This window comes from Streptomyces sp. NBC_01257 (assembly GCF_035917255.1).
GTDB lineage: Bacteria > Actinomycetota > Actinomycetes > Streptomycetales > Streptomycetaceae > Streptomyces.
On record NZ_CP108472.1, the window covers coordinates 1817115 to 1830266 of the forward strand.

At 71.5% G+C, this 13152-nt stretch carries 11 protein-coding genes and 1 tRNA gene; 4 read left to right on the forward strand and 8 right to left on the reverse strand.

The genetic code is table 11. The annotated features are described in order from the left end of the window. Positions 1 to 164: 164 nt before the first annotated feature. Positions 165 to 1094 (reverse strand): phosphatidylinositol mannoside acyltransferase, encoded by a 930-nt coding sequence (locus OG408_RS07390; protein ID WP_326668988.1) that lies wholly within the window; start codon positions 1092 to 1094, stop codon positions 165 to 167. Further along, positions 1091 to 1771: a phosphatidylinositol phosphate synthase gene (gene pgsA / locus OG408_RS07395; protein ID WP_266776601.1), complete on the reverse strand. Its 681-nt coding sequence runs from the start codon at positions 1769 to 1771 to the stop codon at positions 1091 to 1093. The genes OG408_RS07390 and pgsA overlap by 4 nt, the downstream gene beginning before the upstream one ends. A gap of 469 nt (positions 1772 to 2240) precedes the next feature. Here pgsA and OG408_RS07400 point away from each other — a divergent pair, with 469 nt between their 5' ends. Next, positions 2241 to 4466 carry an elongation factor G-like protein EF-G2 gene (locus OG408_RS07400; RefSeq protein WP_326668990.1) on the forward strand — a complete coding sequence of 742 codons (2226 nt, stop codon included), beginning with the start codon at positions 2241 to 2243 and terminating at the stop codon, positions 4464 to 4466. 147 nt (positions 4467 to 4613) lie between these two features. After that, positions 4614 to 6284 carry a hypothetical protein gene (locus tag OG408_RS07405; protein ID WP_266776605.1) on the forward strand — a complete coding sequence of 557 codons (1671 nt, stop codon included), beginning with the start codon at positions 4614 to 4616 and terminating at the stop codon, positions 6282 to 6284. A 64-nt stretch (positions 6285 to 6348) separates the two neighbouring features. Here the strand turns inward: OG408_RS07405 and OG408_RS07410 are convergent, their stop codons facing one another. Further along, on the reverse strand, positions 6349 to 6912 hold the full coding sequence (locus OG408_RS07410; protein ID WP_266776607.1) for an HIT family protein: 564 nt from the start codon (positions 6910 to 6912) through the stop codon (positions 6349 to 6351). A gap of 66 nt (positions 6913 to 6978) precedes the next feature. Between OG408_RS07410 and OG408_RS07415 the strand changes: the two genes are divergently transcribed. Then, positions 6979 to 7656, forward strand: a complete 678-nt coding sequence (locus OG408_RS07415; protein ID WP_266776609.1) for a potassium channel family protein — start codon at positions 6979 to 6981, stop codon at positions 7654 to 7656. A gap of 28 nt (positions 7657 to 7684) precedes the next feature. Here the strand turns inward: OG408_RS07415 and thrS are convergent, their stop codons facing one another. The 3 genes from thrS to OG408_RS07430 form a co-directional block, all read right to left on the reverse strand. Next, positions 7685 to 9661 carry a threonine--tRNA ligase gene (thrS, locus tag OG408_RS07420; RefSeq protein WP_266776611.1) on the reverse strand — a complete coding sequence of 659 codons (1977 nt, stop codon included), beginning with the start codon at positions 9659 to 9661 and terminating at the stop codon, positions 7685 to 7687. A 104-nt stretch (positions 9662 to 9765) separates the two neighbouring features. After that, positions 9766 to 11028: a hypothetical protein gene (locus OG408_RS07425; protein ID WP_285566021.1), complete on the reverse strand. Its 1263-nt coding sequence runs from the start codon at positions 11026 to 11028 to the stop codon at positions 9766 to 9768. Then, complete coding sequence (locus OG408_RS07430; RefSeq protein WP_266776615.1) at positions 11028 to 11594, reverse strand: DUF4365 domain-containing protein; 567 nt, start codon at positions 11592 to 11594, stop codon at positions 11028 to 11030. The genes OG408_RS07425 and OG408_RS07430 overlap by 1 nt, the downstream gene beginning before the upstream one ends. Before the next feature lie 190 nt (positions 11595 to 11784). Between OG408_RS07430 and OG408_RS07435 the strand changes: the two genes are divergently transcribed. Next, positions 11785 to 12510: a 3'-5' exonuclease gene (locus OG408_RS07435; RefSeq protein ID WP_285566018.1), complete on the forward strand. Its 726-nt coding sequence runs from the start codon at positions 11785 to 11787 to the stop codon at positions 12508 to 12510. A 64-nt stretch (positions 12511 to 12574) separates the two neighbouring features. On the opposite strand, the gene OG408_RS07440 is transcribed toward OG408_RS07435, so the two are convergent. Beyond that, positions 12575 to 12646, reverse strand: a tRNA-Val gene (locus OG408_RS07440). A 39-nt stretch (positions 12647 to 12685) separates the two neighbouring features. Next, on the reverse strand, positions 12686 to 13132 hold the full coding sequence (locus tag OG408_RS07445; protein ID WP_285566016.1) for an SRPBCC family protein: 447 nt from the start codon (positions 13130 to 13132) through the stop codon (positions 12686 to 12688). Positions 13133 to 13152 lie beyond the last annotated feature (20 nt).

Below are 13152 nucleotides of genomic sequence, written 5' to 3' on the forward strand. Positions count from 1 at the left end.
GGACGGGGGCTCCCCTGGCCGAGCGAGGCCAGGGGCCCTGGGGGACCGTGCGCCGGACCCCGCGAGCCCGGCATGACCCCGGACGACAGGCCCTGGGGCGTGTTTCGAAAGTAGCGCCGTCCGCCCGAAGGGTCGCCGAGCAGGCGGGACTTTCGAAACACGCCCTAGTCCCCGCGGGTTTCGAGGTCGGCGAGCCAGAGCCGCTGGAGCATGTGCCAGTCCTCCGGGTGCTCCGCGATCCCCACGGCGAACGCGTCGGCCAGGGCCTGTGTCATCGCGGACGTCTTCTCCGTGCGGTCACCCCAGCCGGGTACCTCGACGGGCGGATGGATCCGCGCCCTCATCACCGGCGTGTCGTCGTAGGACAGCGTCACCGGCAGCAGCAGCGCACCGGTCTGCTGGGCCAGCAGCGCCGGGCCCGCGGGCATCCGCGCCCGGTCGCCGAAGAAGGTCACCTCGACACCGGAGGCCGACAGGTCGCGGTCGGCGACCAGGCAGACCAGACCGCCCGCCCGCAGCCGCCGCGCCAGCGTCCCGAACGCGGCCCCGCCGTTGTGCGGCAGGACCTCCATGCCCAGGCTCTCCCGGTACGCCACGAACCGGTCGTACAGCGACTCCGGCTTGAGCCGCTCGGCGACCGTGGTGAACGGGACCTTCAGATCCGTGGTGACCCACGCCCCCGCCAGGTCCCAGTTCCCCAGATGCGGCAGGGCGAGAACGACGCCGCGTCCCGCGTCGAGCCCCTCGGTCAGCCGGTGCGCGTCCGTCACGTCGATGGACGCCTTGATCCGCTCCGGACTCCAGGTGGGCAGCCGGAACGACTCCATCCAGTAGCGCATGTACGAGCGCATCCCGGCCCGGGACAGCTCGGCCAGCCGGGCCGGGCCGGCGTCCGGCACGACCCGCGCCAGATTCGACTCCAGCCGCAGCACGCTCTTGCCGCGCCGCTTCCACACCTGGTCGGCCAGGGTGCGGAAGAGCGCCCGGGCGGCCGGCTCGGGCAGCGTCTTGACCGCGGCCCAGCCGAGTCCGTACAGCCCGTCGCTCAGCCGTTCCTTCGGGCCGGGCTTCGCGTCCCCGGGCGCGCCGCTCACTGCGCGGCCTCGCTCCCCCGGTCCGCCGCAGCCGACACCGCGGCGGCCGCGTCGGCCTCGGCGGACTCGCGGCGCACGGTCACGACCCGCTGCACCAGCGTCACCAGGCTGCCCGCGGCGACGATCCACAGGGCGATCGGCAGGAGGATCTGGATGCCCGGCACGCCGAACCCGTGGAGACCCGCCAGACCGGCGGCCACCAGCGAGATCACCAGGCGTTCCGCACGCTCCACGAGCCCGTTGACCGCCACCGGCAGACCGATCGACTCACCGCGTGCCTTGGTGTACGAGACCACCTGACCGCTCGCGAGGCAGAAGATCGCGACGGCGCACAGGACGTTGTCGTCACCGCTGCCCGCGTACCAGAGCGCGAAGCCCGCGAAGATCGCGCCGTCGGCGACCCGGTCGAGCGTCGAGTCGAGGAAGGCGCCCCAGCGGCTGGAGATGCCGGCCTGGCGTGCCATGTTGCCGTCGACGAGGTCGGAGAAGACGAAGATCGTGATGACGATCGTGCCCCAGAAGAACTCCCCCATCGGGAAGAAGACCAGCGCACCTGCCATCACCCCGGCCGTGCCGATCAGAGTGACCGCGTCAGGGCTCACGCCGAGACGGAGCAGCAGTGCGGCGAACGGCGTGAGGACACGCGTGAAGAATGCACGCGCGTACTTGTTCAGCATGGCCTTCCCGAGGGGTCGGTGGGCCGCATGGCCCCATCGGCCACCGGCTGGAGGGTGCTGAAGGCCCCGGCCGGAACAGGGAGCGGGTCCGGCGCGGGCGGCTGCAAGGCGCCGGAGCGTCCCCATGACGGAGCCATGAGAACGTTTCGGCAACGCCGCAGACGTGCGTGCCGGGCGCCGCGAGCCCGGCCGGGGCCTTCAGCACCCTCCTGGCCCATCGTAGTCACGACTGCCGCACTCCACCGTCCGGGCACCCCGGGCGCATCCGGGCACCCCGGCCCCGCACGGCGCGGCTGCCGGATCGCGCCGCCGCGCGCGACGTATGGACGGGACCGGGACACAGTGGAAAGCTCGGAACTACCGCGGGCGTCGCCGAAGCCGCCGCGGCGGCTCCCCCGTGCCCGTGCAACCGCTCCCCATCCCGCGCCGGCGGGCCCCGCCCGGCGCCAACGTCCGGGAGGCACGCGTCATGGGCGCCAAGGCACACACGCACACCGGAGCCGCCACAAGAGCGGCGACGGCCGACCATCCCTCCGCCATCCGGAACGTGGTGCTGGTCGGCCACAGCGGCTCCGGCAAGACCACCCTCGTCGAGGCCCTCGCACAGACCGCGGGCGCGGTCAACCGGGCGGGCCGGGTCGAGGACGGCACCACCGTCTCCGACCACGACGGGATCGAACAGCGCAGCAGGCGTTCGGTGTCGCTGTCCCTCGTGCCCGTCGAATGGGACGGGTGCAAGATCAACCTGCTGGACAGTCCCGGATACGCCGACTTCGTCGGAGAGCTCAGGGCCGGTCTGCGTGCGGCGGACGCGGCCCTCTTCGTCGTCTCGGCCGCCCAGGAGGCCGACGCCGTCGCCGGCACCACCCGGGCCGTCTGGGAGGAGTGCGCGGCGGTCGGCATGCCGCGCGCCATCGTCGTCACCCACCTCGACACCGCCCGTACCTCGTTCGACGCGATGACCAGGATCTGCGGCGAGATCTTCGGCGGCGACGACCCCGACGCCGTACTCCCCCTCTACCTGCCGGTGCACGGCCCCGAGACCGCCGACGGACACGCCCCGCTGACCGGGCTCACCGGCCTCCTCTCGCAGCGGATCTTCGACTACTCCGGCGGCGAACGGCAGGAACGGCCGCCCGCCGAGTCCCAGCAGGCGCCCCTGGCCGACGCCCGCAACCGGCTGATCGAGGGGATCATCGCCGAGAGCGAGGACGAGACGCTGATGGACCGCTACCTCGACGGCGGCGGCATCGAGATCAGGACACTCGTCGACGACCTCGAACGCGCCGTCGCACGCGGCACCTTCCACCCCGTCCTCACCGCGGCCCCCGCCGCCGGGGGCGCCCGCCAGGGCATCGGCACCGTCGAACTCCTCGACCTGATCACCGGCGGCTTCCCCACCCCGCTCGAACGCCCGCTGCCCGCCGTCACCACCCTGCACGGCGCCACACCGCCCCCGCTGGACTGCGACCCGCAGGGCCCCCTGGCCGCCGAGGTCGTCAAGACGGCATCCGACCCCTACGTCGGCAGGCTCTCGCTCGTCCGCGTCTTCTCCGGCACCCTGCGCCCCGACGACACCGTGCACGTCTTCGGCCACGGCCTCACCGACCCCGGTCACGAGGCCCGTCCCTTCCACGAGGCGGACACCCGCGTCGGCGCCCTCACCTCGCCCTTCGGGAAGCAGCAGCGCCCCCTCACCTCGTGCATCGCCGGCGACCTCGCCTGCGTCGCCCGGCTGGACACCGCCGAGACCGGCGACACCCTGTCCGGCCCGGAGCACCCGCTGCTGCTGGAACCGTGGACCATGCCCGACCCGCTGCTGCCCCTCGCCATCGAGGCGCACGGCAAGGCCGACGAGGACAAGCTCTCCCAGGGCCTGGCACGCCTGGTCGCCGAGGACCCCACGATGCGTCTGGAACAGAACCAGGACACCCGTCAGATGGTCCTGTGGTGCCTCGGGGAGGCCCATCTGGACGTGGCACTGGACCGGCTGCGCACCCGCTACGGCGTCCAGGTCGACGCCGTCCCCCACCGCGTCGCCCTGCGCGAGACGTTCGCCGCGCCCTCCACCGGACGCGGCCGGCACGTCAAACAGTCCGGCGGCCACGGCCAGTACGCCATCTGCGAGATCGACATCGAGCCGCTGACACCGGGCTCCGGCATCGAATTCGTCGACAGGGTGGTCGGCGGATCGGTGCCCCGCCAGTTCATCCCGTCCGTCGAGAAGGGCGTCCGCGCCCAGGCCGCCCGCGGCGTTTCCGGCGGGCACCCGCTCGTCGACGTGCGCATCACCCTGCGGGACGGCAAGTCCCACTCCGTGGACTCCTCCGACGCGGCCTTCCAGAGCGCGGGCGCCCTCGCCCTGCGCGAGGCCGCGGCCGACGGCCGCATCCAGGTCCTGGAACCCGTCGCCGAGGTCCGCGTCCTGGTCCCCGACGACTACGTCGGCCCGGTCATGAGCGACCTCTCCGGCCGCCGCGGCCGGGTCACCGGAACCGAGCAGTCGGGCCACGGACGCACTCTCGTACGGGCCGAGGTCCCGGAGCTGGAGATCGGGCGCTACGCCGTCGATCTGCGCTCGCTGTCCCACGGAACCGGCCGGTTCGACCGCTCGTACGCCCGCCACGAGGCCATGCCCCCACAGCTCGCCGGCCGCCTCCACGAACAGGAGGACAGCGCCGGCAGGAGCGCGTAGCGCCCCTCGCCGCCCAAGGTTGTCCACAGGACCGGACGGCGTACGGATCCGGACGATACGCTGGGGTCCCAGCTCAGAAAGTGTGCCGGGCACGGCAGTTGGGCAACAGCCGCAGGAGCGGTTCGTCGGCGGCGAGTGGGGGCGACAGTGGCCAGCAACGGATTCGATTTCTCTCCCGGAGCACAGATTCCGCTCCAGGGGGCGGCGGGAGCGGCGGTGGCGACCAACGCCCTCGCCTCCGCCGCGTACCGCGACAGTCCGGTGGAGGACATCCTCAAAGCCAACAGCGAATGGCACAAGTCCGAAGTGAAGGAAGGCCGCTCCAGGGTCTTCAAGTCCCCCTACTTCAAGCCCAACCTCGGCGAGGCCTTCTCCCGCGCCGTCCAGGAACGCATGCTGGGCGGCGCCCGGAAGGCCCTCATCCAGTCCTTCGGCAGCGACCCGCAGACCGTCGTCGAGCACTGCCTGTCCGCGACCAGGCTCCGCAAGGCCCGCGACACCAAACTCACCGCCGTGACGGCGCTGTTCGGCTTCGTCTTCCTGCCCGGAATGCTGCTGTGGGTCATCGCCTTCCGCCTGCGCGACGGCCTGTCCAACACCAAGGACAAGGCGCTCGGCGCCGTCGGGAACGCCCTCCTGCCCATCATCGGCATCGCCGCCCTGTTCCTCCTGATCAAAATGCCCCTGACCGGACTGCTCGCGCTCTACCTGCGGGCGATGATCGTGGCCCCCGTCATCGGCTGGCTCATCGCCAAACGGATCGCGGAGAAGTCCGCCCAGGACATGCGGTCGCGCTGGGAGGGGCTCCTCTCCGGCGGCGGCGTCGTCGCCAAGATCCCCGAGGCGGTGCCGAAGAACCCCAACGAGACCGCCCGCGAGGCGCTCCGCCAGGGCCTGGAGAAGCTCTCCGCGGAGCAGCAGTCCAACTCCGTCTTCTACGCCGGGCCCAAGGGCATCCTCGGCATGGGCACCCGCTGGGGCAGCTGGCAGCTCGCCGAGGACCTCGTCTCCAAGGACCCCGGCAAGGAGTTCCACCAGTTCCGCAGCTGGGACCTGATACGCGTCATCCACGACCAGCTCAAGATGCTGGAGCGCGGCCCGCTGAACACCGGCGGCTTCCCCACCCCCTCCGTCACCCACTGGATCGTGTCCCCGGTCGGGGAGAACGCCGACGCGGTCTCCCGCCCCGAGGGCGAGGACGTGGCGACCTTCCAGGTCAAGCCGCACGAAATACAGCGGATCTGCAACCACCAGCAGTTCGGCGGCGGCGACCGCCACTACCTGGGGGTCCAGTTCACCCTCTGGGACGGCCAGCTCGTGATCACCATGATGATCACCGTCACCGTGCTCTTCGAGACCCTGCGCATCGAGGTCACCGGACACGCGCTGGGCCCCGTCCACTCCCTGTTCACCAGCAAGCCCGCCGCCAAGACGAGGACGGTCAACAAGACCGTCAAGTTCTGGGAGACCCGCGACATCACGCTGTCGCTGGTCGAGTCCAAGGAGGTCGTGCGCCTTGCCCTGCGCGCGCCCTTCACCTGGTACCCGCCGCTCCTCGACTACCTCGGCGGCAAGATCGCCCTGCCCGAACCCTTCGGACTGCGGCACGCCTGGGCCGAGAAGCCCTGGCGCCACCGCTTCATGGCCGACGACGCGATGCGCGCCGCCACCCCCGTCCTGCGGGTCGTGCACAACGCGTCCATGAAGGTCCTGGAGGAGAACGGCGTCGACACCGAACGCTTCGGGAACCGCTCGTCGATACTGAGCGGACTCGTCCAGGACCCCACCCCTCGCAAGGCCGACCTGTACGACGCCTGAGAACAGCGCAGGGCGCCCCGGACAACCGGGACGCCCTGCGCGGCGGAAGCGGGAAAAGCCGGGATCAGACGGTGCGCGGCCAGGCGTCCGCCAGCATCTTCCGGGTGTCGGCCAGCAGCTGCGGCAGCACCTTGGTGTGGCCCACGACCGGCATGAAGTTGGTGTCACCGCCCCAGCGGGGCACCAGATGCTGATGCAGATGCGCGGCGATGCCCGCACCCGCCACCGCTCCCTGGTTCATGCCGATGTTGAAACCGTGCGCCCCGGACGCCGCACGCAGCGCGGTCATCGCCCGCTTCGTGAAGTCGGCGAGCTCCACCGTCTCCGGGCCGTCCAGCTCCGTGTAGTCCGCGACATGACGGTAGGGCACCACCATCAGGTGACCACCGTTGTACGGGTACAGGTTCAGCACGGCGTAGACCTTCTCGCCACGCGCGACGACGAGCCCGTCCTCGTCCGACTTCGAGGGGATCTCACAGAACGGACAGCCGTCGCCGGCCTCCGGGCCGGTCGGCTTGTTCTCGCCCTGGATGTACGCCATCCGGTGGGGCGTCCACAGGCGCTGGAACGCGTCGGGCGTTCCCACTCCGATCTGCTGCTCCGGCTCACTCGTCATGCCGATCAGCATATTGCGTACCCCGCGCCGAGCGTGTCGCCGGGGCCGAACCCGTTCACTCACCGCGATGCTGGGCCGATGAGCGACCGCACCCCGGACCGGACCTCGCCCGCTCTGGCCCTCTGGGAGCAGCGCACCGAGGTCCCCCTCTTCGCCGCCTCCCTGCTGTTCCTGCTCGGCTACGCGGTCCGCGTCCTCGCCCCGGACGACGCCCAGCCCTGGCACGACCTCGCCCTCGCCCTGGTCGCCGCCACCTGGCTGCTCTTCGTCGTCGACTACGCCGTACGGATCAGGCTCAGCGGCCTGGGCCATCGCTTCGTCCGGGTCCGCTGGCTCGACACGCTCGTGCTCCTGCTGCCCCTGCTGCGCCCGCTGCGGCTGGTCAAGGTCTACACGGCCATCCAGAAGCGTCACGACGAACCGCGGCTGAGCCTGTACGCACGGGTCATGTCGTACGCCGGCCTGACGTCCCTGCTGCTCGGCCTCTCCGCGGCCCTCGCCGTCTACCACCAGGAGCACGACGCGCCGGGCGCCTCGATCCGGACCTTCGGCGACGCGGTCTGGTGGGCGTGCGCGACGCTCACGACGGTGGGGTACGGGGATGCCGTGCCGGTGACGCCGTGGGGCCGGGTGGTGGCGGCGTTCCTGATGGCCTGCGGGCTGGCGCTGCTGGGCGCGGTGACGGGTTCGTTCTCGTCGTGGCTGATCCAGGTGTTCCGTCGGGAGGACGAGAAGGGGCCCCCGGTGAGCGGGTAGCTCACCGGGGGCCCCTGCCGGGCACGGATCAGACCTGGACGCGGTCCTCCACGGCCTTGGCGATCTTGGCGAGGGCGTCCTCGACCGGGATGCCGTTCTCCTGCGAGCCGTCGCGGTAGCGGAAGGAGACGGCACCGTTGGCCATGTCCTCGTCGCCCGCGATGATCATGAACGGCACCTTGGCCTTCTGCTGGTTGCGGATCTTCTTCTGCATCCGGTCCGACGAGGCGTCCACGTCGACCCGCAGCCCCTGCTTGCGGGCCTTGGCCGCGAACTCCTGGAGGTACGGGATGTGCGCGTCGCCGATCGGGATGCCGACCGCCTGGACGGGCGCCAGCCACACCGGGAACGCACCGGCGTAGTGCTCCAGGAGCACCGCGAAGAAGCGCTCGATGGAACCGAACAGGGCGCGGTGGATCATGACCGGGCGCTGCTTGGTGCCGTCGGGGCCGGTGTACTCCAGGTCGAAGCGCTCCGGCAGGTTGAAGTCGAGCTGCACGGTCGACATCTGCCAGGTCCGGCCGATGGCGTCCTTGCACTGCACCGAGATCTTCGGGCCGTAGAAGGCCGCGCCGCCCGGGTCCGGGACCAGCGGCAGGCCCTGCTTCTCGGCGACCAGACGCAGCGTCTCGGTGGCCTCTTCCCAGACCTCGTCCGAGCCGACGAACTTCTCCGGGTCCTTGGTGGAGAGCTCCAGGTAGAAGTCGGTCAGACCGTAGTCGCGGAGCAGGTTCAGGACGAAGGTGAGCAGCCGGTCGAGCTCCTCCGCCATCTGCTCACGGGTGCAGTAGATGTGCGCGTCGTCCTGGGTGAAACCGCGCGAGCGGGTCAGGCCGTGCACGACGCCCGACTTCTCGTACCGGTACACCGTGCCGAACTCGAAGAGGCGCAGCGGCAGTTCACGGTAGGAGCGGCCGCGGGCGTCGAAGATCAGGTTGTGCATCGGGCAGTTCATCGGCTTGAGGTAGTAGTCCACCCCGTCGTCGAGCTGCATGGGGGGGTACATGCCGTCGGCGTACCAGTCCAGGTGACCGGACTTCTCGAAGAGCTTGCCCTTGGTGGCGTGCGGGCTGTAGACGAATTCGTAGCCCTCCTCCTCGTGCCGGCGGCGCGAGTAGTCCTCCATCGCCATGCGGATGACGCCACCCTTGGGGTGGAAGACCGCGAGGCCCGGGCCGATCTCGTCCGGGAAGGAGAAGAGGTCCAGCTCGCTGCCCAGCTTGCGGTGGTCGCGCTTGGCGGCCTCCTCCAGGAACTCCAGGTGCGCCTTCAGCTCGTCCTTGGTCGGCCAGGCGGTCCCGTAGATGCGCTGGAGCATCGGGTTCTTCTCGCTGCCGCGCCAGTAGGCGGCCGCGTTGCGCATCAGCTTGAACGCCGGGATGAACCGGGTCGTCGGCAGGTGGGGACCGCGGCAGAGGTCCTTCCAGCACAGCTCGCCGGTCTTCGGGTCGAGGTTGTCGTAGATGGTCAGCTCGCCGCCGCCCACCTCGACGTCCGCGCCGTCGTCCGTGGAGGCGGCGCCCTTGATGCCGATGAGCTCCAGCTTGTACGGCTCGTCGGCGAGCTCCTCGCGGGCCGCCTCGTCCGTCACGACCCGGCGGGAGAACCTCTGGCCCCGCTTCTGGATCTCCTGCATCTTCTTCTCGATGGCCTTGAGGTCCTCGGGCGTGAACGGCGTCTCGACGTCGAAGTCGTAGTAGAAGCCGTCCTTGACCGGCGGGCCGATGCCGAGCTTGGCCTCGGGGTGGAGCTCCTGCACGGCCTGCGCCATCACGTGCGCGGTGGAGTGCCGCAGGATGTTGAGGCCGTCCTCGGAGGAGATCAGGACCGGCTCGACGGTCTCGCCGTCGGCGACGACGTACGCGAGGTCCTTCAGCTCACCGGCGATGCGGGCGGCGACGACGGTGCGCTCGCCGGGGAAGAGCTCGGCTGCCGTAGTGCCCGTCGTCACCACGCGCTCTTCCCGCTCGGAATCGCGTTGGATGGTCACACGGACGTCTGACACCGGTCTCTCCTGACTCAGGGGGTGCGCCGCATTCCCATGGCGTACGCAAGGGGAATCGTACCGAGCCGACGGCCCCGTTAGCGAAATGGGCGGCCCGCGCCCCGCTACTCCCCCGTGCACGCCTCCTCGAAATAGTCGACGTTCTCCTGGAGCGACTTCATCAGCCGGTCCCGCTCCTCCTCGTCGACCTGCACCGGAACCACCTGTGAGGCCCTGGTCAGCCGCCTGAAGCCGCCGCGGCTCTCCAGCCGGCCCTCGACCCGGACGGGCAGCCCCACGAGGTGGGCCTGGCCCGCGATCCGGTAGGCCTCCTCGTCGAGCTCCAGCCGTACGTGCGGCACCTCCGCGCCCGCCAGTACCCGCAGCCGCACGATGCCGGGTCCGCGCGGCCCCGCGCGGCGCATCCGGACGACGGCTCCGGTGATCCGTACCGGCACCGCGGGCTCGTCCCTGAGGTAGCGGGCACCCGCCCGGCGCAGGGCGGGCAGGTCGCCCGGTGAGAACTCGACCGGTTCGGGGCGCACCGGGCAGCCGTCGGGGGTGCCCGCGGCCGGCGCCCACTCCAGGGCGATCCCGGCGCCCTCGGAGCCCCGGACGAGCGCGATGACGGCCTCGGTCAGTTCGCGGCAGACGCCCGCCTCGACGGCGGTGTCGAAGGCATCCATGCCGCCGGTGGCCCGTTGATAGTCGACGGCTTCCCGGGTGGCGTGCAGGGCGTGGTAGAGGCGCACGGTGAGGGGGCGGCCCGTCTCGGCGGGCACGAACGCGGTGAGCTCGCGGCCGCCGGGCGCGGGCCCGATGAGGACGGAACCGAGCGTCGCGAGGGCGCGCCTGCGGTGGCGGGCGCCGTGGTAGCCGGCCCGCCCCCGGACGGCGAGCGCTCCGGCGAGCAGGATCTGCCGGGCGGCGCCGTGCAGGTGTTCCGCTCCGGTCCAGCTGGCGGCGCCGGCGGCCGGTTCGGGCACCTCGCGCCACCAGCGGATCTCGTCACTGGGGACGGCGAGGGAGACCAGGACGCCGCGGGCGGAGGGTGCGGCGCTGCGGGCGAGCGCGGTGAGGGCCTCGGCCAGCAGGTCCTCGCTGTCGGGGAACCCCGCGGTGTCGGGTACGAGCAGGCTGGTGGAGCCGCCGGGCGGTGCGGGCGGTCCGGGCGGGGTCCAGCGGCTGTAGCGGCCGGTGGCGCCGCCGCGCCGCCGCCAGCCGTGCCGGGCGAGCAGCGCGCCGAGTACGGCGGGGTCGACCCGGGCCGGGTCGGGGAGGCCGCCGGACGGTGCGCCGGCGGGCCAGGGGCCGGGCGGCTCGGTGGGGTGGGGTCGGATGGCTGACGGGAACGCTCCGTCGAAGTGGTCGTCCATCGGCCGGTGCATCAGGGTCTCCCTCCCGCCCCGACACGGGTCATGATCTCGCAGAGCGCTCGGTCGTCGAAGATGCGCGAGGTCGGGATCCGCACGGTGGTCCGGTGCCGGCCGGTCACGGCGTGGCCGGCCAGGTTGGTCCAGTAACAGCAGTGCCGCAGGTCGAGGCGGTCGTGTCCGGCCCGCAGCCAGTCGTCCTGGCTGCGCGGCACGAGCATCACGACCAGGATCTTGTGCACCGACACGGGGGTCCGGGCGAGCTTCACCAGGTGCGCGTTGTCGAGCGTGAAGGCGAACGTCGGTCCGGGCGGCCGGGGTTGTATCTGATAGGTGCACTTCAGCTGGACCTTGATGGTCACCTCGTCGTCGACGACGTGGCCGGGGGCGCCGTGGCTGACGTGCCAGTCGATGCCGTTGTCGGGGAAGGGCTGCGACAGGGAGCACCCCGCCGCGGCCGCGACCGCGTGCAAGTAGCCCACCTGGAGGGTCTCCATGCAGGCGGTGGTGGCGAGTGCGCCGCGCAGCGGTGAGGTCCGCTGGGGCAGCAGCCCACTCGGGTCGGGCTGCGCGAGCGCCATGGCTCCGTATGCCTTCCGGGCTGTGCCGATGGGTTGCCGGAGGCGGAGGTATCTCAACTTCCGGCCCCGTCACCTGTGTTGTCACCGCAGGGAGCGTCCCGCAAACGGCGTATCAGGCAAAGGGTGCGGGTATCACCGAACCGGGCAGAGGAATCACACCATCTGCCGCTCGGGCGCGAGGAGTTCGGGGATGACTCATTGGTACGAGGGGCCGCTGGCCGCTTTCGACACCGAGACGACGGGAGTGGACGTCGAGGAGGACCGGATCGTTTCGGCCGCCCTCGTCGTCCAGGACAGTGCGGGCGGGCGGATGCGCACCACCCGCTGGCTGGTGAATCCGGGGGTTCCGGTGCCCGTGGGGGCGACGGAGATCCACGGTCTGACGGACGACCACCTCCAGCGCAACGGGCGGTGGCCCGCGCCGGTGGTGGAGGAGATAGCCAGGGCCCTGGCGGAGCAGAGCGCCGCGGGCCGGCCGCTGGTCGTGATGAACGCGCCGTTCGATCTGACGCTGCTGGACCGGGAGCTGAGGCGGCACCGGGCGTCGTCGCTCGGCGGCTATCTGGAGAGCGCCTCGCTGTGCGTGCTGGATCCGCGGGTGCTCGACAAGCATCTGGACCGCTACCGCAAGGGCCGGCGCACGCTCACGGATCTCTGTGAGCTGTACGGGGTGGTGCTGGACGGCGCGCATGACGCGGCGGCCGACGCGGCGGCGTCGCTGGAGCTGGTCCGGGCGGTGGGGCGGCGGTTCGCCACCCGTCTGGAGCGGCTGACACCGGCCGAGCTGCACACGCGCCAGGCGGTGTGGCATGCCGCCCAGGCGCGTGGTCTGCAGGCCTGGTTCGCCAGGAGCGGGACGCCGGAGACGGTGGATCCGGCGTGGCCGCTGCGTCCGGAACTGCGCGCCGCGGCGTGAACCGGTCCCCGGACACGCAGAGGCCGGTCCGTCGGTGGTGCTGACGGACCGGCCTCTCCCGGGGTGGGCGATACTGGGTTCGAACCAGTGACCTCTTCGGTGTGAACGAAGCGCTCTCCCACTGAGCTAATCGCCCGGGAACGGGTTGAACCATACAGGGCTCGGCGGGTGTGGTTCAAACCGCTTCCAGCCGAGCCGCGAGACCGCGTCGTCCCGCCCGCATCATCAGCGCGTGGTTGGCCCGGAAGGCGGCGCGTCCCGGCACCGCGAGGACCCGCAGCAGCCGCCGGCGCACCTCGACCTCCTGTTCGTACGTGGCGCGGGTGCCGGTGCCGTGCGGGGTGACGGTCCAGCGTGCCCAGCCCTCGATGTCACCGCTGAGGGTCACTTCGAGGACACCCGCCGGTGCGTCGCGGCGGCGTTCGCGCGCGGTCACGACCAGGTCGTACGGGAGGAGGGAGCGGATCCGGGTGGTGCCGGTGGTGTCGTCCACGGGGACGACCTCGCGGACCTGCGGCCACCACTGGGGGTAGAGCTCGACGCGTTCGAGGTGGGCGTAGACGGCGCCGGGCGGGGCGGGCAGGTGCCAGGTGCTCACGAATCGGTAGTGCGTCCAGTCCATGGTTCCAGGATGCGCATACT

Excerpts from the sequence above, each read along its gene's own strand:
- OG408_RS07400 (WP_326668990.1), top strand. The coding sequence starts at position 2,241 with ATGGGCGCCAAGGCACACACGCACACCGGAGCCGCCACAAGAGCGGCG.
- OG408_RS07410 (WP_266776607.1), bottom strand. The coding sequence starts at position 6,912 with ATGCTGATCGGCATGACGAGTGAGCCGGAGCAGCAGATCGGAGTGGGA.
- OG408_RS07425 (WP_285566021.1), bottom strand. The coding sequence starts at position 11,028 with ATGCACCGGCCGATGGACGACCACTTCGACGGAGCGTTCCCGTCAGCC.
- OG408_RS07415 (WP_266776609.1), top strand. The coding sequence starts at position 6,979 with ATGAGCGACCGCACCCCGGACCGGACCTCGCCCGCTCTGGCCCTCTGG.
- OG408_RS07435 (WP_285566018.1), top strand. The coding sequence starts at position 11,785 with ATGACTCATTGGTACGAGGGGCCGCTGGCCGCTTTCGACACCGAGACG.
- pgsA (WP_266776601.1), bottom strand. The coding sequence starts at position 1,771 with ATGCTGAACAAGTACGCGCGTGCATTCTTCACGCGTGTCCTCACGCCG.
- OG408_RS07445 (WP_285566016.1), bottom strand. The coding sequence starts at position 13,132 with ATGGACTGGACGCACTACCGATTCGTGAGCACCTGGCACCTGCCCGCC.
- OG408_RS07430 (WP_266776615.1), bottom strand. The coding sequence starts at position 11,594 with ATGGCGCTCGCGCAGCCCGACCCGAGTGGGCTGCTGCCCCAGCGGACC.